The sequence below is a fragment of the Kitasatospora sp. MBT66 genome, assembly GCF_000710405.2.
Taxonomy (GTDB): Bacteria; Actinomycetota; Actinomycetes; order Streptomycetales; family Streptomycetaceae; genus Kitasatospora; species Kitasatospora purpeofusca.
In genome coordinates, this window is the sequence record NZ_JAIY01000011.1 from 25,670 (window position 1) to 51,898 (window position 26,229).

The window sequence follows — 26,229 nt, forward strand, 5'->3', positions numbered from 1 at the left end:
GCCGCCTCCTACCGGCGGGCAGGGCGCACCGGCGAAGCGATCGGTCTGCTGGAACGGGTGGTGCCCGACATCGGGCGCCGTCTGGGCCACGACCACCTCCACACCCTCACGGCTCGTGCCAACCTCGCGGTCGCCTGCGGACAGGCGGGACGTGTCGGGGAGGCGGTCGACCTGTTGGAAGGGGTGGTTGCCGACTGCGGGAGGCTCCTGGGGCACGACCATTCCCAGACTCTGTTCGCTCGCAGTAGCCTCGCCGCCGCCTACCGGCAGGCTTGGCGCACCGGCGAAGCCACCGAGCTCGAGAAGCAGGTACTCGCCGAACGGCAGCAGCAACTCGGCGCAGTCCACCCCGAGACCCTGACCACCCGTGCGAACCTCGCATCCTGCTACCGGCGGGCGGGCCGGGTCGGCAAGGCGATCCTCATCGATGAGAGTGTCCTCGCCGACAGTGTGCGAATCCTCGGCGACGACCACCTGCTCACCCTCACTGTCCGCGCCGGCCTCGCCGCCTCCTACCGGCAGGCGGGACGCACCGGCGAGGCGATCGACCTGCTGGAGCAGGTGATCGGCGGCGCCAGGCGGATCCAGGACCGCGACCGCCTCCACCGGACAGATCCGGGGTCGGACGGGCTGCTGGAGAGGCTGGTCCGGCGGGCCGTTGGTCGCGAATGGCCGGGGCAGGGAACATGAGCGGGGATTGACGGGGTCCGTGTCGGGCTCCTGTTCGGGCTCTTCCTACTCGCCGGAAGGTGTCCGCGCGAGTCGGACCGGGTTTGCGCAGCGCGGCGGTGCGGTAGTGCCGCGTTCCCCGCAGGGGACGGACATGCCGACCACCTTCCCCCATGGTCCGGTGCCCCGCGCAGCGGGACGCGGTGCGCGGCGGCTCCCGGCGGGAGGTGCTGCTCGCGCTGGGGCGGGAGTTGTACGGGTGGCTGGACGGGGACCGCCGCCGGTTGGGGCGGCTGCTGGAGGAGGCTTCGGCGCCGCTGCTGTTCGAGGTCCGGGCGTCCAAGCGGCCGTCGGCCGCGGAGTGGGCCCTGTTGCGGGCCCCGTTCGAGCTGCTGGCCACCGACGGGGGCGGGTTCCTCGTCGAGGAGCCCGAGCAGTTCGCGGTGGTGCGGCGGCTCGGCCGCCCGGGCCCGGCGGATCCCCTGGACGACCGGCGGCTGGGGATCGCGTTCATGGCCTCGGCCCCCCGGGGGCAACACGAGCTCGACTACGAGGCGGAGGAGTTGGCGGTCCTCGGGGCCGTCGGGGAGACGGGCCTGGACCTGGTGGTCGAGGACTCGGGCAACCCCGAACGCCTGGGGATGCGGCTGTCGGAACTGGGCGGCATGCCCGTGGTCCACCTGTCGTGCCACGGGCTGCACAACTGGCGCGAGAGCCCCGAGGCGCCTGCCACGCCGGTCCTGCTGCTGGAGGACGACCTGGGGCAGGGGCGCCCGACCAGCGCGAAGGAGCTGGTGGGCCTGCTCACACCCCCGCCGCGGCTGGCGTTCGTGTCGGCCTGCCTGACGGCCACCGGCGCGGATGTCGCCGGGCACCTGCCCGCGGGCACCGGACGCCGCGGAGCCCCGGGCACCGGTGCGGGGGCGGCGGTGGCGCACTCGCTGGCCACGGAGCTGGTGGCCGCCGGGATTCCCGCGGTGATCGGCTGGGACGGCTCGGTCAGCGACCGGGCCGCCACCCTGTTCGCCGAGCACCTGTACGCCCAGCTCGGCCTCCGTGCCGGGGTGGCCGCGGCCGTGGCCGCCACCCGCCGCCGGCTGCTGCAGTGCCCCGACGAGCACGTGCGTGCCGACTGGCACCTGGCACGGCTGTGGCTGGGGCCCGCGGGCGGCGGCCCGCTGGTCGCGGGAACCGTCAAGCGCCGGATGGCGCCCGCACACCACGCCACCACGACGTTCCTGGGCAGCAAGCACGACGTACCGGTCGCGGCAGCCGAGATGTTCGTCGGCCGACGCCCCGAACTCCAGCAGGCGCTGCGGGCCCTGCGCGGCCGGCGGCACGGGGGCGTGCTGCTCCACGGGCAGGGCAGGCTGGGCAAGTCGAGCCTGGCTGCCCGGATCGCCGACCGCCTCCCCGACCGGGCCGTCGCGGTCGTCTTCGGCGACTACACCCGCACGGCGGTCCTCGACGCCGTCGCCACAGCCGTCGAACCGATCCCCGACGCCCGCGACCTGCTCAGGGACCGACGCGCCGACGTCCGCGAACACCCCGACCGCTTCAGAGCACTCCTGGTCGACCTGCTGACCGGACCCTGCGCCCAGGCGCAGGGAACCCGCCGGCCCCTGCTGCTGGTCATCGACGACCTCGAACAGGTCCTCACCCACGACCCCCACGGCCCGCACCGCCTCCACGACGGGGCCGCCGAGGTACTCGCCGACGTCATCTCCGCGTTCGACCCGGCCACCACCGACAGCCGACTCGTCCTCACCAGCCGCTACACCTTCACCCTCGACGGGCTGGAGAGGCGCCTGGAACCGGTCCAGCTCCAACCGCTCTCCCCAGCCGCCCGGCACAAGCTCCGCCGCCGCCAGCAGGACCTGGCCACGACCGAGAGCCGAGTCCTGGACACCGAACCGGCCCGGCGGACCGACCTGGCACGACGGGCCACAGAGGTCAGCCGCGGCAATCCCGGGCTGCAGGACCTGATCGTGCTGCGCCTGGTCTACGGCGCCCAGGTCGACCCGGCCCGGGCAGAGGCCGCCATCGCGGCGATGGAGAACTACCTGCGCCAGGGTGCTCCGGCCGGCGATCCCGACCTGTCCGCGTTCCTGGAGAACCTGGCCCTGGACACCCTCCTCGATCAGGCCGGGCCCGCCCACCGGGACATGCTGCGGGCCTGCACCCTGTTCGCCCTCCCCGTCCCGCAACCCGTCGTCGACACCCTCGCCGAAGCAGTCGGCGGATCGGCGACCCGCCTGCGCGGCCTGGGCCTGCTGGACGCCTTCCCGGACAACTACCACCGCCCCACGACCGCCGTGGCCGTCAACGCCCTCGCCGCCGGACACCTCGCCCCCTCAGCCCCGACGAGCACACCACCCTGGCCGCCCTCGCCGTCGAACCCCTCCACACCAACTGGGGCGGCCCCGCACCCCGCACCCCCCGCAGCAACGACCTCGACCTCCAGCTGACCCGCCTCGCCCTGGACGCCGACCACCCCGCCGTCACCGCCCACTGCGCCGCCGCAGCCGTGTCCGCCCTGCGCCGGGGCCCGGCCTCCGTCGCCGCCGACCTCGGCCACCACGCCATCGCCCTCCTCGACCGCCACCACCACCCCGTCCCCCTCCACCTGCTGCGCGCCGTCGCCGAAGCGGCTGCCACCAGGGGCGACGGCGAGCGCGCCGACGCCCTGCTGGACCGCGCCGTCCGGCAGATCCAGACCGACGAGCGGCACACCGACCCGGCAGACCACGCGGCAGTGCTCCACGACCACGCCAACCGCCTGCTCATCCGCGGCGAAACCGGACAGGCCGAGACCCTGCTCCACCAGGCACAACAGCTGTTCACCGATCTCGGAGACACCCGCTCCGCCGCGATGACTTGGGGGAAGATCGCGGATGTCCTGCAGCAGCGCGGTGCGGTGGAGGAGGCCCTGCGGATCCGCCGCGAGGTCCAGCTGCCGGCCTTCGAGCGGATCGGCGACACCCGCTCCGCCGCAGTCTCCTGGGGGCAGATCGCGGATGTCCTGCAGCAGCTCGGAGAGCTAGAAAAGGCCCTGCGGATCCGCCGCGAGGTCGAACTGCCCGAGTACCAGCGGATCGGCGACACCCGCGCCATCGCCATCACCTGGGGGAAGATCGCGAACATCCTGGAGCGGCGCGGTGAGGTGAAGGAGGCCCTGCGGATCCGCCGCGAGGTCGAACTGCCGGAATACCAGCGGGTCGGTGACGCCCGCTCCACCACGGTCGTCTGGGGGCAGATCGCGGACATCCTGTGGCAGCGCGGAGAGCTCGACGAAGCCGTTGAGCTACAGCTGAAGCGCCTGGAAGTCAGTAAGCAGCTCGGCGACATCGACGGCATCGCAGGAGCGAACTTGGGCCTGGCCCAAGTCGACCTGGAGCGTGGGGACCGCCACGCAGCGGTGCCGAGGCTGGTCACCTCGTTCCGGCACTTCTTGGAACTGCAAAGGCCGGACGGTATCGCGGTCGCCGGGATCACTCTGGGGCAGGAGATGCTGGCCTCAGGTGCACGCGCTCAGGCCCGACAAGCACTCCAGGCGTGCCGGACTGCTGCCGCTGTGATCGGCGCAGCAAGCATCGTGTCCCTGGCTGACGAGCTGATGGACACCATCGGCGACGAAGACGACGAAGACGAGGAATCATGATCATCGAGTTTGTCGGCCGGAAGCCGAAGCTGCCCGGAAGAGTATTGCGGCGGTCACCGCCGACTGGGGCCACCCCGCCGACACCACTGCGTCGACCGCAACGGTGACCGACTCGGACACCAAGGGCGTCGACCCCGTGGCGGTGACGTCACTGCTCCTGTCCGTGCCCTCCGCCGTGCTTGCGGTCGCAGACATCACCGATCGGATCCGCAAACGGCGCCGCGCCGGCGAACTCATCGAACGAGCCCGACAGCTGTCCACCGAGCAGGCGACGGCACGGCTCGTCCACGCAGACCACTCCGTCGACCTCGCCACCCTCACTCCCGACCAGCTCCTGGACCTCGTCGCCGACGAACCCCCGGCAGGCTGAATTCCAGGAACCGACAGCCCGGGCCGCCACCGGCCCCGCAGCTTTCCCGCGGCCGTGCAGCGCCGCCAGGCCGAGGGGGGCTCGTCGGACGGTCGAGCGCCGAGGCACGCGGGAAAGGGCGCACTGCGCGGGTACCCGGGCGTGTACCGGCCGCATACCGCGATGAGCCCGATCGGGTGACCGTGACGGCCATCCGGCATGGGCAGGGCCTCTTGGTAGCTCAGTGGGTGTCTAAACCAACGAGCTTTCCAGGAGGCCCTGTTGTCGTATTTCCACGGCATCGCGGAGGCGGGGTCCACTGCGGCCACTCTCGCGTGTAACTGCCTGGCTCACAGGTTCGGGAACGCCGGCGACCACGCGGTCCGCGAGCGCCGATACCCGTCCGACATGTCGGACGCCGAGTGGGCGGTGACCAGGCCGCTGCTGCCGGTGCCGGGCTGGCTTCGCAGCCGGGGCGGCCAGCCGGAGGCGTACTGCCACCGCGCGATACTCGACGCGATCCGCTACCTCGTCGACAACGGCACGAAGTGGAGAGCCATCCCGATCGACTTCCCACCGTGGGACCGCGTCTACGCGTTCTTCCGCCGCTGGCGCGACTACAGCCTGGTCAAAGAGTTCCACGACCGGCTCCGCCGCCAGGTCCGTGAACAGGCCGGGCGGGATCCGGAGCCGAGCGCGGGCGTGATCGACTCCCAGTCGGTCAAGGCCGACGCCGTCGTCGGCGCCGACAGTCGCGGCTTCGACGGCGGCAAGCTGATCAACGGCCGCAAGCGGCACGTCGTGGTCGACACGCTCGGACTGCTGCTCGCGGTGATGGTCACGGCCGCAGACGTCGGCGACCGTGCCGCTGCCCGGGTGCTGCTCGGCCGGGTCGCCGCCGCACACCACCGGCTGACCCTGGCCTGGGCAGATGGCGGCTACACCGGCAGTCTCGTCGAGTACAGCCTCGCCGTTCTCGCCGTGGTGCTGGCCATTGTCAAGCGCAGCGACGACATGCGGGGCTTCGTCGTACTGCCCAAAAGGTGGATCGTGGAGCGGTTCTTCGCCCACCTGATGCGAAGCCGCCGCCTCGTGCGGGACTTCGAACGTTCCATCGGCAGCGCGGAGGCGATGGTCCCCTGGTCGATGACGCAACTCATGACGCGCCGCCTTGCCCGGCCACGGCCTTCGCGAGCGTGAACCTGCCCGGCGCCGGCTCGGCCAGCCACCCGCGCGCCGTCAGCCGCTTCGCCTTCGACCGCAACGCCTCGATCTTTGCGGGCACCGGGTCCAGGCCGAAGCGGGCGGCCATCTCCTGGCACGTCAACGGGCCTTGACCGAGCCGGTCCCGGTCCGCGAGGGCCCGCAGGATGCGCTGGTAGTCCACCGACAGCGCCGACCAGGACAACCCCGCGCGCCAGACCGGCACCACGGACTTCGACTTCGCTGCGTAAGCCTGTTCGGACCGAACCCGCTGTCCAGCGGGAGCCGACAGGTCCTCGGCGGCGGCCTCGCCCGAGGCCAGCACCTCGCCGACGCGCGAGCGGGCGACAACCTACTCCTTCCACTCCCGCTCGACCACGTCCAGCTCGGCGTGGATGCGGTCCGCCTCCTCACGCAGTTCGTCCACGCGGCGGCGAGCGGTGAGCTCGCGCTGTTCCAGCAGCCCCACGACCGACGGCATCCCGACCTCCACCCGAGCGACGACACAACACGTCACCACTGCCACGGGGCTGCCGACCCTATGCCCGACCAGCGGAAACCCAGCTCTCAAGCCCGGAAAGACAACAGCCACTAACGGAGCATGAGCGCGGCAGGGTGCGTTGAAGATGGCTGACCGCCCTCCGCCGTCGGTGCCGGGCAGACCGTGGTCGGCACCGACCCCGCAAGGAGGTGGTCGAACGTCAGCCGCACGGCCGCTGTGACCGCAAGCCCTGGTCGGTGATCGGGCCCCGGCCTGGTGCGGGGTGGCCGATCGTGTGTCGGGCGCGGGCGGGGAACCGCAGGGAATCGCACCATCGGGGTCAACAAACCTCCCGGTAGGGCACCTCGGGGAGGTACGTGTCCCAGTCGGCCGGCGGTAGTCCGTCTCCGGCTCGTTCGCAGATCTCGGCCGCCGCCCGGTCCGGAGCCACCACCACCTCACGGCCGGGAGCGTGCTCGGTTGCTGCGCGCAGGGTGCGGTCGTCGGGGCTGAAGGCCAGGGAGAGGGTCGCGCCTCCCTGCGCCGGGATGGCCGGGCCGAGCGGTTGACGGGATTCGAGGTCCCACAGCCACAGTGTGCCGTCGGTGCTCGCGGCGGCCAGGGTGCGGCCGTCGTGGGAGAAGGCCAGTGCGGAGATGGAGTCGAACCCCACTACGGTGTTGGGGCGGAAGGTGCCGGGCAGTACACCCAGGTTCCGCTCGGCGGTGCCGTCCCAGAGGGTGACGCGGCCGGCTGCGTCGCCGGTGGCCAGGTATGCGCCGTCCGGGCTGAACGCCACAGTGTGGGTCGTGTTCTGGGTGAGCGTACGAGGTTTCACCGGGTCTGACGGCAGTTCGGCGACTTGGTTGTGCGAGGTGGCGAGGAGCTGTCCGTCCGGTCGGACGGCGAGTTGTTCTCCGCCGACACCGGAGATCACTCGTGTCCTAGCGCGCTGGGACACGTCCCAGACCTCCACTGCCTCGTTCGACGGCATCCGCGACACCAGGAGCGATCGTCCATCCGGTGCGAAGACGATCGCATTGACAGGCGCCCCCGGGGACGGCTCACCGGTGGCGCCCCGGTCCAGGTTCAGGGTCGCGGTCACGGAGCCGACGGAAAGGTCCCAGATGGACACCGGGGCTGGATCCTGGAAGGGGTTGGAGACGCTGTAGGCGAATGCTCCCCCGTCGGGGCGGAACGCCGCGAGGACCGTACAGGGCAAAGGGGCCTGACGCGGCGAGGTGCAGAAGACGCCGGGAAGGTCGACGACGTGTCCGGCCCTGCGGACGTCCCGCAGCTGGAAGCGGTACATGCCGTCACCTTCGGGCGGGGACAGCGTGGCGAGCGTGCTGCCGTCGGGGCTGAACGCGGCAACCGCGATCGGGCGGCTGGTCCAGGGCGGGGCGAGGACGTTGGTGAGGTCGATGGTGCGGACCGCGGCGCCGGTCGGGCCCTCCAGGTAGCGGATCCGGCGTGCGGCCGGATCCAGCCTGAACTGGCTGGCGTCGGTGTTGGCGAGCGGATGCCGCAGGAGCGGGGCCGATGGTGTGTCGAGGCGCCACAGTGATACTTCCTTGCCGTCGGAGGCCACCATGAGCGTTCCGTCCGCGCTGAACGCCGTCTCCCTGATGTCGGCGTGCTCGATCCGCGGGAGCTCCGTTCCCGAGGCGATGTCCCAGATCCGGACTCCGTCGCTGTCGACGACCGCCAGCCGGCGGCCGTCCTGCGCGAATCCGACGGCCCGGTTGAGGCACTGCTGCGCGGTGACGTCCGGGGCCCAGGGGGTGGGGACCTGGCGCTGTTCGGGCACGTTCCACACCTGGACCGGCTCGCCCGGAAGGCACAGTGCCACCAGGCTGTCGTCCGGGCTGAGGGACGCATCGGGGTACGGGTAGTGCTGCATGCGGTTCTCCTCCCGCATCCGCTGCTGCCTGGATTCCGGCACGCCGCGCAGTTCGTCGCGGGTGGCGGCCCTGCGCTCACCGCCCCTGGTGCGCCGTTCGAGCAGCAGGTGTCCGTCACGGAGATCCCGGACCTGGATCACGTCGTCCGAGCCGACGGTGGTGTAAAGGAGCAGGGTCCGCCCACTCGGACCGAACCGAGCCGCGGTGGGACCGAGGAGGGATGATCCGGAAACGCTGCGTGTTGCCGGGACTTCGCTGCCTAACTCCGTAGGCAGGTCCCAGAGGTCCCATACATCCACCTGATCCGGGCTGTAGACCGTGAGTGCCTGGGCGTCAGCACTCATGTCGGTCACCAAAGATGCCTTTTTCGCCATGCCGGGGAACGAAGCCACCTGCCGATGTGTGCTGACGTCCCACTTCACCACCTGGTCCCAGCCGACGCTGAGCAGGGTGCGGCCGTCGCCGCTGAGGAAGTGCGTCTTCGGGGCAGCCTTGTCGGAGGGCGGGTCGGTGAAGACGTCCTGGTCGGGTTGGACGGTGGCGCCGAGCAGGGCGGATCGTGTCTCGGGGAGGTCGGCGGTCTTCCATGCGGCGAGGCTCAGCCGCATGGCTGTGAGGGGGTCTGAGGTGCGGATGCTGTCCGCCACAGCGGCGGACCGGCGGGCGGCGGCCTCGGTGCGGCGGCGCTCGTCGGTCCGGTTCTGCTGCCACGCGATCACCCCGGCCAGCAGGACGAGTACGACCAGGGCGGTCAGCGTGGCGAGCAGGGTGCGCTGCCGCCGGGCGGAGCGCGCGGTCTTCCGGTTCTCCTGGTCGCGGGCGGTGAGGGCGGCGGTGAGGAAGCGGGACTCCAGCGGGGTGAGGTCGCCGCGGTGCCCGGCGGTCGCGAAGGCAGCTTCGGCAGCTGCCAGGCGGGTGCCCCGGTAGAGCGCTCCGGGGTCGTGGTCCAGTTCCTCCCACGCCACGGCCGCTTCGGTGAGGTGCCGGTGCCGGCGCAGCCTGTCGCGAGCGTCGTCGATCCACGTGTTCAGGCGCGGCCAGGAGCTGATCAGTGCTTCGTGGGCGAGGTGGACGGTGTCGCCGTCCAGGGTGATCAGCCGGGCGCGGGCCAGGACTTCCAGCACCGCGGCGGTGCCGGTGTCCGCGTACCCGGCGCCGAGGAACTCCAATTCGGTGCGGTCGGCGGGACGGCTCGTGTCCTGCACGCCCTGGCCCGGGGTGACCAGTCGCAGCAGGATGCGCCGGGCGACGACGGCCTGCTCCGGCGTCAGGCGGTCGTAGGCCCGTTCCGCGCTCCGGGCGATGGCGCCGCGCACACCGCCGGCGGCCTCGTAGGCGGCTTCCGTCAGGACCCGGCCCTTGCGGCGGCGCCAGGTCTCCAGCAGGGCGTGCGACAGCAGCGGGAGCCCGCCCGGCTCGCCGTCGACCTCCTCGACGATCCGGGTGGTGAGGGCTCGTTCGACGATCAGGCCCGCGCCGGCGGCCGGTTTGACGATCGCCTCCCGCAGCTCGGCCGGGCCCATCGGCCCGACCAGCAGCGTGGCCTCCCGCAGGGCCACGGCCAGGCCGTGATGGTTCGCGCAGCGGCCGAAGAAGTCCGCCCGCACCGCCAGGACCACCCGCAGCCGGCTGTCCGGCGCGCATGCCGCCAGCAGCAGGCCGATGAAGCCGTCGCGTTCGGCCGGGTCGGCGCACAGCGTGAACGCCTCCTCGAACTGGTCCACCACCAGCACCGTGTCACCCTTGCCGTCCGCGGGCTCCCTCATCGCGGCGTGGTCGGAAGCGGGCCGCGGGCCCGGAGTGAGGATCCGAATGGCGGCCGGGCCCTCGCCCGACGTGCCGCGGTCCCGGAGCGCCGGAATCAATCCGGCGCGCAGCAGGGAGGACTTGCCGCTGCCCGAGGCGCCCACGACGGCGACCAGCCGACGGGAGTCCACCAGGGCCAGCAGGTCGGTGACGAGCCGGTCCCGGCCGAAGAACCGGTCCCGGTCGCCGGGTTCGAAGCGGGCCAGGCCCCGGTACGGCGCACCGGCGTCGTCACCGTCCCCGGCGGCCACCTCCCGCACCGCGGCGTGCCAACGCCGCTCCCACTCCGCGGTGTCCCCGCCGCAGGCCCCCACGTAGGCCAGGACCACCGGCAGTGACGGGAGCTGCTGGCCCCCGGCCGCCCGCGACAACGTCGCGACCGAATAGCGGGTCCGGCCCGCCATCACCCGGTAGGTGACATCACCCGCCTCCCCGCGCAGCTTGCGCAGCTCCGACGCGAAACGCTCGACCGGCCCGGCAGCCGGATCTAACGGACACTCCTGACGCCCCATCCCATCCCCCTCCCCCACGCGGCGACACACCGCAGCGCCAACGTACGCACACGGCAGAACCCGCCGCAACGGCCACCCGACGACCCGTCCCGGTTTCCGGCGCACCCACCCCGGCCGACGGACCGGCCTGTTGTTTCACGTGATGAGGAGGGCTGCGCAACAACCGCCCCGCCATGAAAACTCAGCCGTGTCGAGGCCGGCGCAAGCGGGGGGCCGACCTCGACACCAGCGCGCTGCGACGGCGCCACCAGCCCTGTACGGGCTGCGGCCGTCGCTGTTGTGCAACACCGCAACACCCAGGGCGCGTGGTTCTCGGAGTTCCGCGCAGGTCCCTCAGTTCTCAACACCGACAGGAGAGACACATGCCACTCACCAGGATCCGGACCGCGATGGTCGCGCTCACACCGACGCTGAGGATGAAGAAGACTGCCATGGCCCTGGCTGCGGCAGGAGGGCTGGCCCTGTCCATGCCGGCTTCCACCGCCCATGCGGCGGCCGGAGACCGCGTGATCTGGACCAACGGGAACTACGACATTCAGTTCGCAGCCGGCGAGTGTGTCGCGGACGGGTACTTCCGCTACACGACGGCTCACTCTCACCCGAACACGATGCACGCGAGTATCACGAAGGTCAGCGGTCCCGCGTGGTGCCGCTTCGCCATCGACATGACCTACCGCGATCAGTACAACCGCTACGTGAGCTACGGCGAGCAGGTGACCAATTCGGCGGCGTACATCAATGCCTTGGGGACACGCTGCTCGGTGAGGGTCTCGATCCAAAGGCCCGGCGACGGCTGGTTCACCCAGTACCTCACCGCCATCTCGCCCTGCTGATGACGTCAGATCGGTCCATATCCGGTCGCTGACACCACCACGACCGCTGGGGAGCGCCGGGGCACTTCGCCTCATGCGCTCCCCAGCCGGTTGTCAGGGCCTCTGTTCCGTGTCAGGTCCAACGGCACTCTCCCGCCGGGCGCCGGGCACGGGACCGGGAATCCGTATCCCCCGTCGGATAGTCGGGCCGCCTACGGCGCTCAGATCCGCCGGTCCGGGTCGGAGGACGTCAGAGTGCCGGGCCACAGACGGCGATGAGCCGGAACGGACACAACCGCCGTCTCACCGGGCGGCAGTCGGAGGTCGGTGGTCTGCTGGGCATGGTGGGCGGCCTCGCGGGCGCATTCGGCGACGTCCTGGCGGTGACGCTCACGGCGCAGCGTGTGCCGGAGAGCGGTGTCGTGGTCGGGGTCGTAGCGCTGGGCCCCGGTCTCGACAGTGTGGTCGCGCACGCGCTGCCACTCGGCGCAGACGGTGGCCGCGGTGGCGTAGGCGGCCTCGTCTCCGCCGTCGACGTACCGGTCGGCGGCGCGCTCGTCCTCCCGGACCCGGTGCAGGGCTTGCTGGATGTCCTCCCGGGTCATCCCGGCCGGGCGGGCGGCGGGGCGGATTCTGGGTGAGCGGCCGGGGCCGGCGCAGAAGGGCCCGGCCGCTGCGGGCCGCTGCGCGAGCGTCCTCCTCCCGGAGGCGGTCGGGCGGCACGCAGTTCTCGCGTCGGTGGTCCGGTCGAGCGCCGCAGTCCGATGTCCCTGCAGGAGTTGATGACAAGTCGGTCGAAGTCCCAGCGCGCGCAGCCGCCCTGTTCCACCACATTCATCACTACGGCTTTCGCGACAAGTCCTGTATCTATTGGTCGAGTTCAGATTCACGCGAAGGCCGTTCCACCGGCCCGGGAACACCCGGGCGAGTGATCACCAGGTCCGCCTGTTCGAGGCCGCTGGACAGATCACAAGATCACCGCCGCTGTCACCAGCGCCCTGGCCCGGTACCTCCGGATACTCGACCCTGCCGGTGAGGTCGGGGCGAGCGTAGCGCACCCCGGGTGCCGGGGCGGAGGGGACGTCCGGGCGTCCCCTCCGCTCCGGATGTGCTGGTGGTTCAGGTGTCGAGGAGGCGGTCCAGCAGTGACCGGTACTCGCGCAGGGTGAGGCGCAGGTCCTCCGTGCTGGCGGCCGGTGTGCCGTCCGGTGCCGCTTCGGCGCCGCGCAGCCGGTGGCGCCGCTCGGTGACGGCCTCGGCCAGCAGGCCGACCGACTTCTCGATCAGGGCGTCGGCCTGCTGCACGGACTGACGGGGGTCGTCGACGAATCCCGCCTGGACGGAGTGCCATTCGGCCCGCAGTCGCTGCGTGCGCTCGACGCCGAGCCAACCGCCCGATCCGCTCTGCGCGGGTGTCGCCGATGCCGGTTGCGGGTCGCCGGTCCGGGGTCCCGGTAGGGGGCGGGCGGGCTCGGAGGGCCGTTCTGCGGCCCGGTCGCCTCCCGGTAGGACGGCGAACCGTCCTGCGGCAGCGCCTCGTTCGGGGGAAGCCGGCGGGCGGGCGGCCTGCGGGCCGGCCGGGTCCGGGCGGGGCGTGGCAGCGCGGGCGGCGTCCGGGTGGGCGCCGTGCGGGCGGACGGTGTCCGACTTGGCCAGGTTCGCCGGACCGCTGCGGGGGTCCGGGGCCGGCGCGTCGTCGTCGGGGTTGTTCCGGGCTGCGGAACCGTACTGGGACATGGTCGTCCTCTCCTTCGTGGGGTCGCCGGCGTCATCGGGTGGCGTGGCGCGGGCCGGAGTGGTGGACGGCACCGGTGGAGTTGCCGGCACGGGCCGTCCTTTTCTGCTCGTCGCCGCCGGAGCGGGCCACCTCGAGGCACAGGTCACGCACGGCCAGCAGCGCCGTCCGCAGTTCCTCGGTGCCCACCCGCTGCGACCGGCTGCGCTCCAGCACCTGCCGGGCACTCCGGTAGTCGGGCACGAGGGCGGCGTGGTCGACCGAGAGCACGGCAGGCCGGTCCTCGGCAGGGAAGCCGATCTCGTCGAGCGTGCCGTCGAGCAGGGTCATGGCCTCGTCCAGCGAGCGGGCGGGGTCGTCGACGAACAGCTCCTGGAGGGCAGCGAGCCGGTTGCCGATCTCCTCGGCGCGGCGCTGCGGCAGCCGGGTGAGCGCCAGTTGCCTGGCCTGTCGCAGCCGGCCGGCCAGCTCGTGCTCGGCCTCCCCGGTGCGGCCGCCGTGCGCCCGCACCGTCCGGTCGTACTCCGGACCGAAACGCTGTTGCAGCCGGCGGGTGTTCCACCGTGGCAGCAGCACGGCGAGGGCCGCCGCGGTTGCCAGCACGGCCACTGCCAGAACGATCCAGATGCTCATACCGCTCCTCCTTCGGTCTGACCACGGCCCGGAGTGGCTGGTCGGTCCCGTCCTTCGGGTTCCCGCTCAGGCGATTTCAAACAGCCAGCCCCCGGCAAGCGTTGACCGCCCGCGTTCGGGGAACCCGTCCTGGCATCCTGATGGACGCTCATGCGACCTGCAGGTCAGCAGAGTTCATGCCGAGGAAGCGGATCGCCGCGTGCCGCCGCCCCCGCGCAGAGCCGCTCCGGACACCCGAGCACCCGCCCTTGCACACGTACTCGCAGGCCGCCGACTCCCCCGGGCGGCGACCTTCCCCGAGGCCCGCCGTCCGACCGCCCGGGCGCTGGGCGGCGAGCAGCTCGCTGCGAGGCACGGGCGCGAGCACCCGCTCGACGTCGGCCCTCGCCGACGCCCGGGAGCGCGGCGAGGCCTGCGGCCCGCTCGACCTCCTCCCCGCCCCGGAGCTGCCGGTCGACGGCCGCCCGTGCCTACCCCGGCCCGACCAGCCCGCACTCGTACGCGAAGATCACCGCCTGCACCCGGTCCCGCAGACCCAGCTTGGCCATGACCCGGCCGAGATGCTTCTTCACCGTGGGCTCCGCGAGACCGAGGGCGGCGGCGAGCTCCGTGTTGGTCAGGCCGCGGGCGGCCCCCAGCAGGACCTCCCGCTCGCGCGCGGTCAGCACGCGCAGCCGCTGCGCGTCGCCCCCGGCGCCGTCGTCCCCGGCGGCGGGGAGCCGGTGGGCGAAGCGGTCCAGCAGCCGGCGGGTCACCCGGGGGGAGACCACAGCATCCCCCCGGGCCACGTCGCGGATCGCCCCCAGTAGTTCCTCCGGCCGGCTGTTCTTCAGCAGGAAGCCCGAGGCCCCGGCACGCAGCGCCTCGAAGGCGTACGCGTCCAGGTCGAAGGTCGTGAGCACCAGCACCCGCGTCCCGGGCACCTCGCGCAGGAGCAGCCGGGTCGCCTCGATGCCGTCGGTGCCCGGCATCCGCACGTCCATCAGCACCACGTCCGGCCGCAGCCGCCGTGCCAGCTCCACCGCCGCCGCCCCGTCGGCCGCCTCCCCGACCGGCTCCATGTCCGGCTCGGCGCGCAGGATCATGGCGAACGCCAGCCGCAGCAGTTCCTCGTCGTCCACCAGCAGCACCCGGACGCTCACGACACGCCGCCTGGATCCAGTCGTACGAAGACCCGCCAGCCGTCGCCCGGCTGCGGGCCCGCCTCCAGTACCCCGCCGAAGGCCGCGGCGCGTTCCCGCATCCCCGTGAGACCCAGCCCGGACCCGGCGGATCCCCTCCGCCCGGTCCCTCCGGCCCGCCCGTCGTCGGTCACCTCGACGGTGACCGCCCCCTGCGCGCAGGACACCCGCACCTCGGCGCGCGTCCCCTTCGGCGCGTGGCGCAGGACGTTGGTCAGCGATTCCTGGACGAGCCGGTGCACTGTCAGCTGCGCTGCGGCCGACACCCCGGCGGCCTCGCCGTCCACCCGCAGCCGGGTCACGAGGCCTGCCGCCTCCATCCGCTCGCACAGCGCCGCGAGCTGGCCGATCCCCGGCGGCGACCGGCGGTCGTCCCCGGGCCCGGCGTCGGTACCGGCGTCCTGGAGCAGGCCCAGCGCCCGCCGCATGTCGGTCAGCGCCTGCCGCCCGGTCTCCGCGATCCGGGCCGTCACGGCGGAGGCGTCGGCAGGCCGCGCGTGCCCGAGCGCGTCCGCCAGCGCCACCACCACCGACAGGCCGTGCGTCACGCTGTCGTGCAACTCCCTCGCGATCCGGGCGCGTTCCTCCTCCACCGCCCGACGCTCCCGCTCGTCGCGGTCCCGTTCCAGGCGCGCCAGCCGCTCCGCCCGCGCGGCCCGCCGGATCCGGGTGTTCGCCCCGAGCAGCGCGCTCGCGGCGACCGCCGCCGTCATCGCGGCGGCCGAGGCGAGGAACCGTCCCTCGGGCGCCCAGCGCGCCGCCGCGAGCACCGCACCGGCCACCGCCACCAGACCCGCCGCCCACGCCGACCGGTACGGCGCCCGCGCGGTCACCGTCCCGAGGGCGACCAGCAACGCCGCGTCGGCCGGCAGCTGAACACCCAGCAGCCACTGCGCGAGCGCCGCGGCGGCGATCACGCCGAACGCGGACCGGGGTACCCGCCGCCGCCACACCAACGGGAGCACCAGAGCGGTCTGCAGCGCGAAGCCCGTACCGTCCGCCACCCGCCCCGGCCCGAGCGTCAGCAGGAACAGGGCCGCCGCGAGCGCGGCGTCCGCCACCAGGGGCGGCAACCGCCCCGGCAGCCGGGCGAGGACGCCCGGCGGGCCCGTCCGTACCGCGCCGGCCTCGGTCATCGTGTCCGTCCTCGCGTCCGCGTCGTCCGGCGTGGTCGCCGGAGCCCCACGCTAGGGCCCCCGCGCCCGCGAAGGCGTCCACCCACCGGCGGAGACCGGGGAGACCCCGGGACACCGGGGCCTCCTCCGCGCGGAGGAGCGGACGCGCCCCGGGGCGACCGGCGACCACCGGCGGGATCGTCCCCCGGCAGGGCGCCCCGCACCCCCCGGCGGCGAAACCCTGGTGGCGAACCCGCAGCCGTACCCGCCCGAGGAGCCCGCCCATGCCCCCGACCCGTCGCGCCCTGCTCGGCACGCTCGGTGCCTCCGTGCTCGCCACCGTGGCCGCCGCCCCCGTCCCCCGACGCCGCCCGGCCGGGGGTGCCGGCCCCGCGCACGCCCCCGGCACCCCCGTCCCGCTGCGGCTGCCGGCGCCCACCGGGCCCTGGCCCGTCGGCACCGTCGCGCTGCACCTGGTCGACGACAGCCGCCCCGACCCCCTCCTGCCGGCCAAGCCCTACCGGGAGCTCATGGCCGGCCTCTGGTACCCGGCGGAACCCGGCGCCGGCCACCCGACGGCCCCCTGGCTGCCCCCGGCCGCGGCGGCCGACTGGGACACGCACTCCGCACCGGCCCTCGGTGTCCCCGCCGGCGCCGCCGACTGGCGGGGGATCAGGACCCACGCCCGCACCGGCGCGCCCGTCGCCCGCCGTGCCGGCCGGCTGCCCGTGGTGCTGTTCTCCTCCGGCGACGGCGGCTCGCGCGCCCTGGGCACCACCCTGGTCGAGGACCTGGCGAGCCGCGGCCACCTCGTCGTCGCCATCGACTCCACGTACGAGGCCGAACAGGTCGAGTTCCCCGGCGGCCGGGTCGAACGCGCCCTCCCGCTCCCCGACGACCTCACCCCGGAGGTCATCGCCACCCTCCTCGCCGGACACTCCCGGGCCCGCCTCGCCGACGCCCGCTTCGTCCTCGGCGCACTCGACCGGCTCGCCCGCGGCCACCGCCCCGACACCGGCACCGACCCGCTCCCGGTCGGGCTGGCCGAAGCCGCCGACCCGGCCAGGACCGGCGTGCTCGGGCAGTCCCTCGGCGGCTCCGTCGCCGCCCAGCTCGCCCACGACGAGCCCCGCGTCCGCGCCGCGGCCGACCTCGACGGCGCCCTCCTCGGACCCGTCGCCGACAGCGGCCTCGCCAAGCCGTTCCTGCTGATGGCCTCCGGCACGAAGACCCTGAACACCGAACCGAGCTGGGCCTCCTGCTGGGCGGCGTCCACCGGCCCCCGGCACGCTCTGCGGCTGCGGAACGCCGCCCACGGCTCGTACACCGACCTCCAGGTCCTCCTGCCCCAGCTCGTCCGCCGTCTCCCGGTCCCCGACGCGGCCGGACTCATCGGCACCGTCGACCCCCGGCGCTCCCTGGCCGCCCAGCGCACCGCCGTCACCGCCTTCTTCACGCGGTACCTGACGGGGCGGCCCACCGGCTTCCTCGACCGGCCCGGCGACGACTGGCCGGAACTGGAGGTACTGCGCTGAACCCGCCCGCCCAACACCCCTCGTGGCGCCGGGCGGCACGACCGTGCGGCCCGGAGCGGGGCGGACGCGGGGCGGGCCCGGACGCGGCGCCGGCACGACCGGAGAACGGACGGACCCCTGTGCCCTCCGCGGGCCTGCGGTGGATGGCGCCGGTGGTCTGACGGGCCCGGAGCGCGGCCTCGCAGGCGCATCCGGCGACGTCACGGCGGAAGCCACGACGCCGGCCCCTACTACCACCCGGGCATCCTGGCAGCCCACCGACCAACACCAACCAGGCCCGGTCCACGAGCAGAGCAGTCCAGCATCGCGCACCGGCACCACCGCGCGGCACAACCGCGGGCCCGACACAGCGCGGTGGCGGCGAGCCGGAACAGCGTTTCCCGTCTGTTTCCAGCCGATGACGAGGTGGCTGGGAAGTACCACGGTGATGAGCCGAACGAGCACGGACACAACAACGACGATCAGGATGGCGCCGCCGGGGGACGTCAGCTCGGACCACCTGCGCACGAGCGCCTTGGATGTCACGTCGGACGGGCCGGGCGGCCGACGGTCCGGGTCGGCCCTCACACGCTCCCCCTGCGTCCTCGCCGCACTGTGTGGACTATCGCCGGTATCCCGCGAAGTTCACTGAGGACCATCCCGAGACGGCGCCACCACCACCCCTCGGTCTCCAACACGTAGCCGTGGTGCTCCTCCAGCCACTCCTCCCGAATATCGGCCGACAGCGTACGTGACGCCAGGCCAAGGAGGGGTCCCCCGATCCCCGCCCGCCGAGGCGCCGCGGCAGACGCCCGGTCACCGGGTTCGAGCCCGCATGTCATTTCGACGTTCGGCTCCGAGAAGGATCGCGCCACGTTGGCGCGCACCGTGGCCATCTCCCGGGGCCCGAGGGCGGGAAAGCGAACCTCTGGGTCGGTCCCGGACTGCTACTTGCCCGGCTCGGCTTCGTCCCGGTCGGGTGTCTCCGTCTCCTGTGCTTCGGGCTCCGCGGCCGCCCCCATCCTCCCCGGATCTCGGACGCTGTCTGCAGCATTCGCACCTCCTCGGCCTCGGACACCCGTACCGGCAGTACCTGCTGGATCGCGGGCCCCGCCGCGGAAGGATCGTCCATCAGGAATCGGAGCTCTGCGGTCTCTCGGGAACCGACCTGCCGTCCAATCGAGCCGGTCGTAGAAGTGCCCTCACCGGCCGGGCGAATCACCGGGCGCCTCCTCACACGCGCGGACCGATCCGCGGATCCGGCAAAGTCCTGCGCAGTTCCGACGGGTGGGACCGCCGGCCTGCGGCGGCGGCCCGCGTTCGCGGTGTCCATCAGCGGCCACCGCCCGCCAGGGGCACACCACCCTGGTCACGCTCGTGGCACGCTGCTGGGCCACGGCTTACCCGCGCGACGACCGGCACCACTGGCCCCGCCGCATCCGATTGGCTGGATTCGGCTCTGTACAGCCCCGGCCCGCGCGCGTCGATCGAGACCCGGGCTGCCCGACGCGTTAGATGTTCAGGCGCGTCGCGGGGGCTGACCGTCCGAGGCGGCGGCGTGCGAGTTGTACCGAGCGACGTAGATGTCATCTGGGTCGTATTTTTCCTCGAGCTGTTTCCATTCGGTCGGACGATTTTTGACTATGAATCGCAAGATTCTGTCCGTGCCTTTTTTTTGACGATTAGTGCAGTGCGCACAGTTCACCCTGAGAGCATCCGGCAGGAGGGATTTGAGTTCTTTGCCGTCAGGTGTGCACTTGCCACGATCCATGAGGCAGTTGAAATAGTTTGTGAAGAGCCGGTCGGACTTGAGGATGCGGTCGACGTCGATGTTGTCGAACCGGGTCAGGTACTTTTCGTGCTCCGGCTCTGCGATGGCCGTTGAGACAGGGCCTGCGGTAAGCAGGCCGGCGGTGACGAGCACGAGCAGGGCATTGCGCGGCTGCATGAGCGTTCTCCAGGTCGTGCGGTCAGGTGCGACGAACAGTAAAGTCGATAGAGGAATCGAGATCGTCGACGAACACCCTGCCGGTAATGGCGGTCACCCGCGTTCCGACTGCACAGGAAATGTTTGTACTCCAGCCGTCCCCTGCATAGCTGTCGAAACTGATCTGACCACGGCCCGTGGGGTCAACGCGCAAGCGAAGAGGTCCGATGGCATAACGGGACTCGTTGGAGCCTGCGCTGATCTCCACCTTCACCTCGCTGCTGTTGAGGAACAGCGGGGCGACCGTCATGGGCCGGTCGTCGCTGGCATGCGCGGTTCCAGTGAACGGCACATCCAGGCCACCAGTTCCGATGTAATCCTGGAGAGCGCCACCACAAGTGTTCGCTACCGGCGCGGCATCGGACGGAACTGCGCCATTTAGGGTGAGCGCCGATGTAGCGACGACTCCTACAAGCAGACGACGGACTACACGCATAAGAGTCTCCTCGATGTCCCGGATCTGACCATTTACACTCATCCTGTTCCGCCCTCCCGACTCGCGAAAGTCGAACGGATGCGATCAGGTGAAGGACAAGGGGAAGGTCGGTTGCAGAGCGGCCTCGAGTTCGACTGGTGAGCGTGACAGGCTTGCGAACGGCTCGCGCTGCCAACCCAGCTCCATCAGACCTCTGCCAGGCAGGCCGTCGGGGCCCATCCTCCGCACCCAGGCCGTGGCGCCGGGCGAGGACGACGACCCGGCCGGTACGAGTAACGAGAAGGTTCCCGCAGTCTGTCGGCTCGGGGACCGGAGGAGCGAATCGTGAGGCCGGGGCACATCTTTTCTGTCGGCAAGCGGGTTGCGGTACTGGGCGGTGGTGTGGCCGGACTGTCGGCAGCGTTGGAGCTTGCCGAACGGGGCTACAGCGTCACCGTGTTCGAGTGTCACGAGCTGGGTGGGAAGGCTCGAAGTATCCCTGTGCCCGGCAGTGGCTTGCCGGGCGAGCACGGGTTCCGGTTCTTCCCCGGGTTCTACCGGAACCTGACGGACACCATGCGTCGTGTCCCCTTTGCCGGCAACGTCAGCGGCACCTGGGACAACCTGGTAAGGGCCGCTGCCTATCGGGGGGCCCGTGCGAACGGGCAGGCCGACACGGTGGTGACGTTCCGGACCGGCTCTCTACTGCCACCCGAGAGTCACGCATTCGGGCCGGCGGAAGTGATCGCCCTCATCACCCTCGCCTCCAGCACCTTGGCCCATGTGCCGTTCCGCGAGGCCTTCTACGGCGCACGCAAATACTTTACCTACTGGTCCAGCTGCGACGAGCGCCGCCTGGGTCAGTGGGACCTGCTCTCCTGGAACGATTTCTTGCGGGCCGAACGGATGTCTGTTCCGTTCAGGCGCTGGTTCGCCGACGGTATGGTCCGCAACCTGGCCGCCATGAAGTCCAAGGACGCCAGCACCCACTCCATCGGCCTGATCCTCGAGGCCACGATCTGGAGCTCGCTCGGCCGGGGAAACGAACCGGGAGGGACGGTGGACCGCGTCCTGAACGGAAGCACCGGCGAGAAGCTCATCAACCCCTGGGTCGCCCACCTGGGCACGCTAGGTGTCGATCTGAGGGTGGGCTGGACCGTCACCGACCTGGCCGTGGCGAACAACGCCGTCACCTCGGTAGGGGTCCGCGACCGGGCCGGAACCCTCCACAGGTTCGAGGCGGACCACGTCGTCTCCGCCCTGCCCGTCGAACGGTTCGTCTTCCTCCTGTCTGCGCCGTTGCTGGCCGCCGACCCCGGCCTGGCCGACTGCGCACGCCTTCGCACCGAGTGGATGAACGGACTCATGTTCTACCTCAGGAACGAGCTGCCCGTTATTCGCGGCCATGTCAACTATGTGGACTCGCCGTGGGCAATCACCTCAGTCAGCCAGGCCCAGTTCTGGCAGCGCCCCTTCACCGACTACCACGACGGCACGGTCCGGGAATGCCTGTCGACGATCATCTCCGACTGGTCGGCACCCGGCATGTTCAACCGGAGGCCCGCGCGAGAATGCACGCCCGCGGAGATCGCCCGCGAGGCCTGGGAACAGATCAAGGCCCACCTCAACAGCCATGGGAAGGAGGTGCTGACCGATGCCATGCTCCATTCGTGGTTCCTCGACCCGGCCATCACCGCGGCGGGAACCCCCGCCGTGGCGAATGCCAGCCCCCTGTTCGTCCAACACCCGGGCTCCTGGCGCGACCGTCCCGACTCCAGGACCGCCCTGCGCAACCTGTTCCTGGCCGGCGACTGGATCCGTACCGACATCAACGTCAGCACCATGGAAGGCGCCAACGCTGCGGCTCGACAGGCCGTCAACGCCCTCCTGGACGCCGACGGATCCACCCTGCCCCGCTGTACCCTGGGCGTGCTCCACCGGCCCCCGGAGTTCGAGCACCTCAAGGACGCCGACCGCGAGCGATTCGACCGTGGTCTTCCGAACCTCTACGACCCTGACCGCCTCACGCCCGAAACCACCGCCCGGGACCACAGCCCAGCACTGGAGACAGGCGTCGGCCCACGCCACGAAGGATGAATCCTCGGCGGACCAGGCCAGCGATGCGCTCCGAGCAGTCCTGCCCTACAGAGTGGGGGTGAGAGTCAGGCCAGCGGAGCAGACAGCGAACCTCATGCCCGTCACACTCGCGCCGTCTCCGAAAGCACGGGTCAAAACCGCCGCGAACGCGGGATTCACCACGATGCCGGTCTCATCGATTCCCAGAGTCTGATCCAGCAGGGACAGATGGAGCGCAGTGAGATCGACAGCGTATTCAAGAATGTCCATGCGCGTACCCACTGGATCGAAGCTGCTCCTCACTTGGAACTCGGGGTCGGCCGTCGGCAACGAGGTTCGAGGCTCGGTCACCTCGACGAAGGCACCCGTTGCCGTCTCGAGCCGGAACCCGCCGCGAAAGGTGACCCGACCACGGCCGGTGACATCCAGCCGACCGCCCGGGTCGGTGAGCGTCGTTCCCGGCTCCGCTCGGTCCATGAGCTGCACGCCGGGTGCCATGGCACGAAACCCGACCCCCAGGTCGGAAAGAGCCTTCCACTGCTCAGGACTGACATGACAGGTGACCGTGCCACCATCAAGGGCCACATGCACCCCTGCGGCCCGGGCAGTCGCCACCCCGCCGACCAGGACGAACGCTCCGAGAGAAGCGACAACGCGCTTTCGCATGAAGATCCTCACCCGTTTCATGACCGGCTCCACAATCGGCCTTCTGCCCGATCGGCTCCGGGCACTGACCGACCGGCCCGCAGGCACCTCCAGAACGCCCGGCGACCGCACGGCCCCGGTCCGGCCATACAGCCAGGAGCGAAGCCGATCGTGGTCTTCTTGCCACAGCATCAACCTGCTCGACCACTTGTGCGAGCCGGCCGGTCCATCGGCGGCCACGGTGCCGTCGAACGCGGGCCGGTGAGTCCGAGCGGCGCACAGCCACCCGGAGAACCGGCACCCAACGCCGCCCCGCCCACCGGCCGGCCGCGCACATCCATCCAGTGGAACTGTCAGCGGGCACGTCGCGTACACGGCGGCGTGAGGGTAGGACTCGACGGCGCTCAAGCACCGGAAGCACGGGGCAGAACAGTCGGAGGGAATCGGCATGGCGTCTCACGTCGACACACGGCAGCCGCTGCGGCGCCTCACCGTGGCACTCACCGCGCTGGCACTCTGGGCCGGGTGCCCGGGCAGCGCGGCAGCCGCACCGGCACAGGGGCGGCAGGTCCCGCCAGTAACGTGGGAGGACTGCCCACAGGACTCCCTGACAGGCCTGCCGAAGGACGTCGACCCGGCCCTGATGCGCTGCGCGACCTACGCCGTCCCGCTGGACCACGCGCATCCCGAAGGCAGCACGGTGCCGCTGGCCCTGATGAAGCGCAGCGCCAAAGACCCGGGTAAGCGGATCGGATCGATCCTCACGAACTTCGGCGGCCCCGGCACTGCGGGCTGGGGCGCGCCCGTCGTCGCGGAGTACTTCTTCTCGCCCGCGGTCCTGGAACGCTTCGACGTGGTCGCGTTCGACCCGCGCGGGGTCGGACGCAGCATGCCGTTGCGCTGCTACACCTCCCAGCAGCAGTTCGACACGGTCGACGCCATGCTCATGCGCGACCCGGTCACCCCGCAGCAACTCGCCGACGAGACCGACGCCCTGCGCGCCCAGGGTGACCTGTGCCGCGACAACGCCGGACCGTTGCTAGGCCACATGTCCACGGCCGTCGTGGCGCGGGACCTGGATCTGCTGAGACAGGCGGTCGGCGACGAGAAGTTGACCTACTTCGGCGTCTCCTACGGGACGTTCCTCGGCGACACCTACGCGAACATGTTCCCGGACAAGGTCCGCGCGATCGTGAACACCGGCAACACCGACCCGGCCCTGCGCTCCTCCGACGGGACCCGCTACGAACACGACCGCGCGCTCAACTACGAGGACGTGCTCGACTCGGTGCTCCAGCGCTGCAAGCAGGCCGGCGTGCCGGCCTGCCCGTTCGCAGACGGGAACCCGCGGGCCAAGTTCGACGCGATCCGCGACCACCTGCGCGCCCACGCCGACTCGGCGGTCACGACCGCCGACGGCACGAGCGTGACGCTCAACTCATTCGTCAACGACCTCTACGGCAGCCTCCCCGACCCCGCCACCTACTCCGCACTGGCCAAACGCTGGCAGGCCCTCCACGACGCACTGCCCCCGGAGAGCGGTGCAGGCTCCGCCCGCCCGCGCACCGCCGGCACCCCGTTCACCGGGAACAACGCCAACCCGGCGGTCAACTGCAGCGACATGCCCTACCCCCGCGACGTGAACGGCCTCGCCGGCCTGGCCGACACCTGGGAGAAGGACGCCCCCACCTTCGGCCGCCCGCAGGTCTTCAACGGCCTCAACCAGTGCTCGACCTGGCCCTACACACCAGCCCCGGACGACGACGTCTACCGCGGCCCCTGGAACACCTACACCGGGAGCACACCGATTCTCCTGGTGAACGCCCTCCACGACCCCGCCACCCCGTACTCCTACGCCCAGAACGCAGCCCGTGAACTCGGCCCCTCCACACGGCTGCTCACCGTCGACGCCTTCGGGCACGGTTCCATCTCCCCGGACGAGAGTGCCTGCGCCGCCGGGCACATCACCACCTACCTCCTCACCACCACCGCCCCCGACCCGGACACCACCTGCACCGACCCAGCTCAGCCCTTCACACCCTGACCAGCACAGCCACACCGGGCCGCGTACCGGCGGGGGTCCAGGACCGGGCGGCCCAGGTCACGGTCGGCGGGAGCGGGCCGGCCGTTGTACGGGGCCAGCTCCAACCGATCGGACGCGGCGGGGTCCGGGGTGGGGCAAGTGGTATCGGTCATCGCGCGATACCCCCGATAGTCGGGAACGAGACACGGACGGCTGTCCCGGCCCGGGCAGGCCCGGGACAGCGGGTGTGCGGGTCGCGGTACGGGAGGGGTCAGCCGGTCTCGGCCTCGTGCCGGTGGAGGACGTCCAGGAGCGCTGTCTGCCGCTCAGTCAGCTTCCCGTCGGTGCGGGCGATCGCCTGCTTCCGCAGCCAGGTCCCGGGCCGGAAGGCCGGGTGTCGCCGAGGCCGGTGCGGTTGGCCGGGCCGTGCAGGGTGCCGCCGGCTGCGGGGTAGGCGAGCAGGCGGCGGTAGGAGCGGTTCCGGGCGCCCAGCTCGTCCAGCGCGTCGGCCCTCTCCGCGCCGGCCACCAGCAGGATCCGCTCCATGCGGGTGGGGCACCGGTCGGTGTGCCAGACCTCGGTGACGGTCAGGTCGCGGCCCACCCAGGTGATGTGGATGTTCGCGGTCCGGTCCGGCGTGGCAGTCCTCGCGCTCGCGGTGGCTCGGGTGTTCTGCTCCCTCGCGATCCCGCATAGCTCTCACACCCTGGAGGGCGCCCGCGAAGCCCGAGCAACACTCCTGGTGCTGCCGAACCTCGTGCGGGAGCGCGGATAGCCGGATGGGCGGCGTCGAGGTGGTCTGCTGCGGGTGCTACGACTGGGGTTCGATGGTCGCACCCACGGCTCTGAGCGCCATGCTCAGCAGTTCCCGGTTGCTGCTCACCGCCTTCACGAATGCCGGTTCGAGATCCTGCTCCCTCGGCAGGGACAGCTCGTCCGTCCACCAGTGGAGAGCGTCCTTCGCTTCCGGAAGCGCGAGCGGTGTTCGAGTACGAGCCCGTGGTTGGGCCGGGACGAAGACCGTCATCGCTGATCCGTCGGATGCGGGGGTGGTATCCGCGGGCTGCGGATCGGTCCTCGGGCCGGTTTCCTCGCGGGCCAGTCTGCAGAGCCTGTCGATGATGATGCTGACGCTGTGCACCTGCTCGGGTGTCACCCATCGCACTCGGCCGGCGAGGTGGACGGCAACGTCGTGGGTGAAGTCCCAGTTCTGTCGGCGGGTGCTGCAGAAGAGGTTGTAGATGGTGGTTCGCGAGGGCACTGGCGCCCTGTGCGGTGCGGGGACGCTCTTCGAGCTCTTCTTCATGTCAGTGGCGATCGATCCCACCGATGGGTACCGCGCGTAGGAGTGCAGCTGGTGAAGGGCTTCGTTGAGCGTTCGGTGCGCTCCCGGCGGCAGGTCCGGCCGGCTCAGCTGTCCCGCCACGCCCATCTTCGGCCCCTCTCGGCATCGAGTCCCCCGTTCAACGGCGTTCAAGGCCGTTCAACGCTGTCCCATACTAGGCCGA

21 protein-coding genes and 1 pseudogene are annotated in these 26,229 nt (G+C 71.6%); 10 read left to right on the top strand and 12 right to left on the bottom strand.

All coding sequences use genetic code 11. The features are described 5' to 3' along the window. The 5 genes from BI06_RS51390 to BI06_RS30915 form a co-directional block, all read left to right on the top strand. The coding region (locus BI06_RS51390) for a tetratricopeptide repeat protein (RefSeq protein ID WP_158516482.1) at positions 1-690 on the top strand (690 nt) is incomplete at its 5' end. A gap of 152 nt (positions 691-842) precedes the next feature. Continuing rightward, positions 843-3,137 (top strand): CHAT domain-containing protein, encoded by a 2,295-nt coding sequence (locus BI06_RS30900; RefSeq protein ID WP_051742283.1) that lies wholly within the window; start codon positions 843-845, stop codon positions 3,135-3,137. Positions 3,138-3,196: 59 nt separating this feature from the next. Continuing rightward, on the top strand, positions 3,197-4,330 hold the full coding sequence (locus BI06_RS52575; protein ID WP_051742285.1) for a tetratricopeptide repeat protein: 1,134 nt from the start codon (positions 3,197-3,199) through the stop codon (positions 4,328-4,330). 103 nt (positions 4,331-4,433) lie between these two features. Then, a complete protein-coding gene (locus BI06_RS30910) occupies positions 4,434-4,700 on the top strand; it encodes a hypothetical protein (RefSeq protein WP_233290357.1) in 267 nt (88 codons plus the stop codon). A 387-nt stretch (positions 4,701-5,087) separates the two neighbouring features. Further along, on the top strand, positions 5,088-5,879 hold the full coding sequence (locus tag BI06_RS30915) for an IS5 family transposase (protein ID WP_082558795.1): 792 nt from the start codon (positions 5,088-5,090) through the stop codon (positions 5,877-5,879). On the opposite strand, the pseudogene BI06_RS30920 reads toward BI06_RS30915, so the two are convergent. Further along, positions 5,836-6,363, bottom strand: a pseudogene (locus tag BI06_RS30920) (hypothetical protein). The gene BI06_RS30915 and the pseudogene BI06_RS30920 sit on opposite strands and share 44 nt — an antisense overlap. Before the next feature lie 340 nt (positions 6,364-6,703). After that, positions 6,704-10,585: a WD40 repeat domain-containing protein gene (locus tag BI06_RS30925; protein WP_043473745.1), complete on the bottom strand. Its 3,882-nt coding sequence runs from the start codon at positions 10,583-10,585 to the stop codon at positions 6,704-6,706. Between the two features lie 362 nt (positions 10,586-10,947). Here BI06_RS30925 and BI06_RS30930 point away from each other — a divergent pair, with 362 nt between their 5' ends. Beyond that, on the top strand, positions 10,948-11,418 hold the full coding sequence (locus BI06_RS30930; RefSeq protein ID WP_043473748.1) for a hypothetical protein: 471 nt from the start codon (positions 10,948-10,950) through the stop codon (positions 11,416-11,418). Positions 11,419-11,618: 200 nt separating this feature from the next. Here BI06_RS30930 and BI06_RS49770 read toward each other — a convergent pair whose 3' ends face one another. The 5 genes from BI06_RS49770 to BI06_RS30955 form a co-directional block, all read right to left on the bottom strand. Beyond that, positions 11,619-12,002 (bottom strand): hypothetical protein, encoded by a 384-nt coding sequence (locus tag BI06_RS49770; protein ID WP_043473750.1) that lies wholly within the window; start codon positions 12,000-12,002, stop codon positions 11,619-11,621. A gap of 514 nt (positions 12,003-12,516) precedes the next feature. After that, the gene (locus BI06_RS30940; RefSeq protein WP_051742289.1) at positions 12,517-13,134 is read right to left on the bottom strand and encodes a hypothetical protein; all 618 of its coding nucleotides are present in this window, start codon (positions 13,132-13,134) and stop codon (positions 12,517-12,519) included. A 31-nt stretch (positions 13,135-13,165) separates the two neighbouring features. Then, on the bottom strand, positions 13,166-13,765 hold the full coding sequence (locus BI06_RS30945) for a hypothetical protein (protein ID WP_051742291.1): 600 nt from the start codon (positions 13,763-13,765) through the stop codon (positions 13,166-13,168). A gap of 470 nt (positions 13,766-14,235) precedes the next feature. Beyond that, a complete protein-coding gene (locus BI06_RS30950; protein ID WP_043473753.1) occupies positions 14,236-14,907 on the bottom strand; it encodes a response regulator transcription factor in 672 nt (223 codons plus the stop codon). Beyond that, positions 14,904-16,082: a sensor histidine kinase gene (locus BI06_RS30955; protein WP_051742293.1), complete on the bottom strand. Its 1,179-nt coding sequence runs from the start codon at positions 16,080-16,082 to the stop codon at positions 14,904-14,906. The genes BI06_RS30950 and BI06_RS30955 overlap by 4 nt, the downstream gene beginning before the upstream one ends. Before the next feature lie 263 nt (positions 16,083-16,345). On the opposite strand from BI06_RS30955, the gene BI06_RS30960 reads away from it, so the two are divergent. Then, positions 16,346-17,596 carry a lipase gene (locus BI06_RS30960; protein WP_043473755.1) on the top strand — a complete coding sequence of 417 codons (1,251 nt, stop codon included), beginning with the start codon at positions 16,346-16,348 and terminating at the stop codon, positions 17,594-17,596. A 1,498-nt stretch (positions 17,597-19,094) separates the two neighbouring features. Here BI06_RS30960 and BI06_RS46905 read toward each other — a convergent pair. Beyond that, the gene (locus tag BI06_RS46905; RefSeq protein ID WP_082558797.1) at positions 19,095-19,523 is read right to left on the bottom strand and encodes an A10/OS-D family protein; all 429 of its coding nucleotides are present in this window, start codon (positions 19,521-19,523) and stop codon (positions 19,095-19,097) included. A gap of 22 nt (positions 19,524-19,545) precedes the next feature. Beyond that, positions 19,546-19,998: a hypothetical protein gene (locus BI06_RS30965; protein WP_149030528.1), complete on the bottom strand. Its 453-nt coding sequence runs from the start codon at positions 19,996-19,998 to the stop codon at positions 19,546-19,548. Between the two features lie 324 nt (positions 19,999-20,322). Here BI06_RS30965 and BI06_RS30970 point away from each other — a divergent pair, with 324 nt between their 5' ends. Beyond that, on the top strand, positions 20,323-22,074 hold the full coding sequence (locus BI06_RS30970) for an FAD-dependent oxidoreductase (RefSeq protein WP_051742295.1): 1,752 nt from the start codon (positions 20,323-20,325) through the stop codon (positions 22,072-22,074). A 45-nt stretch (positions 22,075-22,119) separates the two neighbouring features. Here BI06_RS30970 and BI06_RS30975 read toward each other — a convergent pair whose 3' ends face one another. Continuing rightward, a complete protein-coding gene (locus BI06_RS30975) occupies positions 22,120-22,719 on the bottom strand; it encodes a hypothetical protein (protein ID WP_149030529.1) in 600 nt (199 codons plus the stop codon). Between BI06_RS30975 and BI06_RS49775 the strand changes: the two genes are divergently transcribed. Continuing rightward, a complete protein-coding gene (locus BI06_RS49775; protein ID WP_149030530.1) occupies positions 22,718-22,963 on the top strand; it encodes a hypothetical protein in 246 nt (81 codons plus the stop codon). The genes BI06_RS30975 and BI06_RS49775 overlap by 2 nt on opposite strands. Before the next feature lie 183 nt (positions 22,964-23,146). Beyond that, entirely contained in the window at positions 23,147-24,742 is a 1,596-nt protein-coding gene (locus BI06_RS30980; RefSeq protein WP_082558799.1) for an alpha/beta hydrolase, read from the top strand. 309 nt (positions 24,743-25,051) lie between these two features. On the opposite strand, the gene BI06_RS30985 is transcribed toward BI06_RS30980, so the two are convergent. Together BI06_RS30985 and BI06_RS30995 are read right to left on the bottom strand one after the other, a co-directional pair. Then, on the bottom strand, positions 25,052-25,324 hold the full coding sequence (locus BI06_RS30985; RefSeq protein ID WP_043473766.1) for a hypothetical protein: 273 nt from the start codon (positions 25,322-25,324) through the stop codon (positions 25,052-25,054). A 208-nt stretch (positions 25,325-25,532) separates the two neighbouring features. Beyond that, on the bottom strand, positions 25,533-26,153 hold the full coding sequence (locus tag BI06_RS30995; protein WP_043473771.1) for a hypothetical protein: 621 nt from the start codon (positions 26,151-26,153) through the stop codon (positions 25,533-25,535). Positions 26,154-26,229 lie beyond the last annotated feature (76 nt).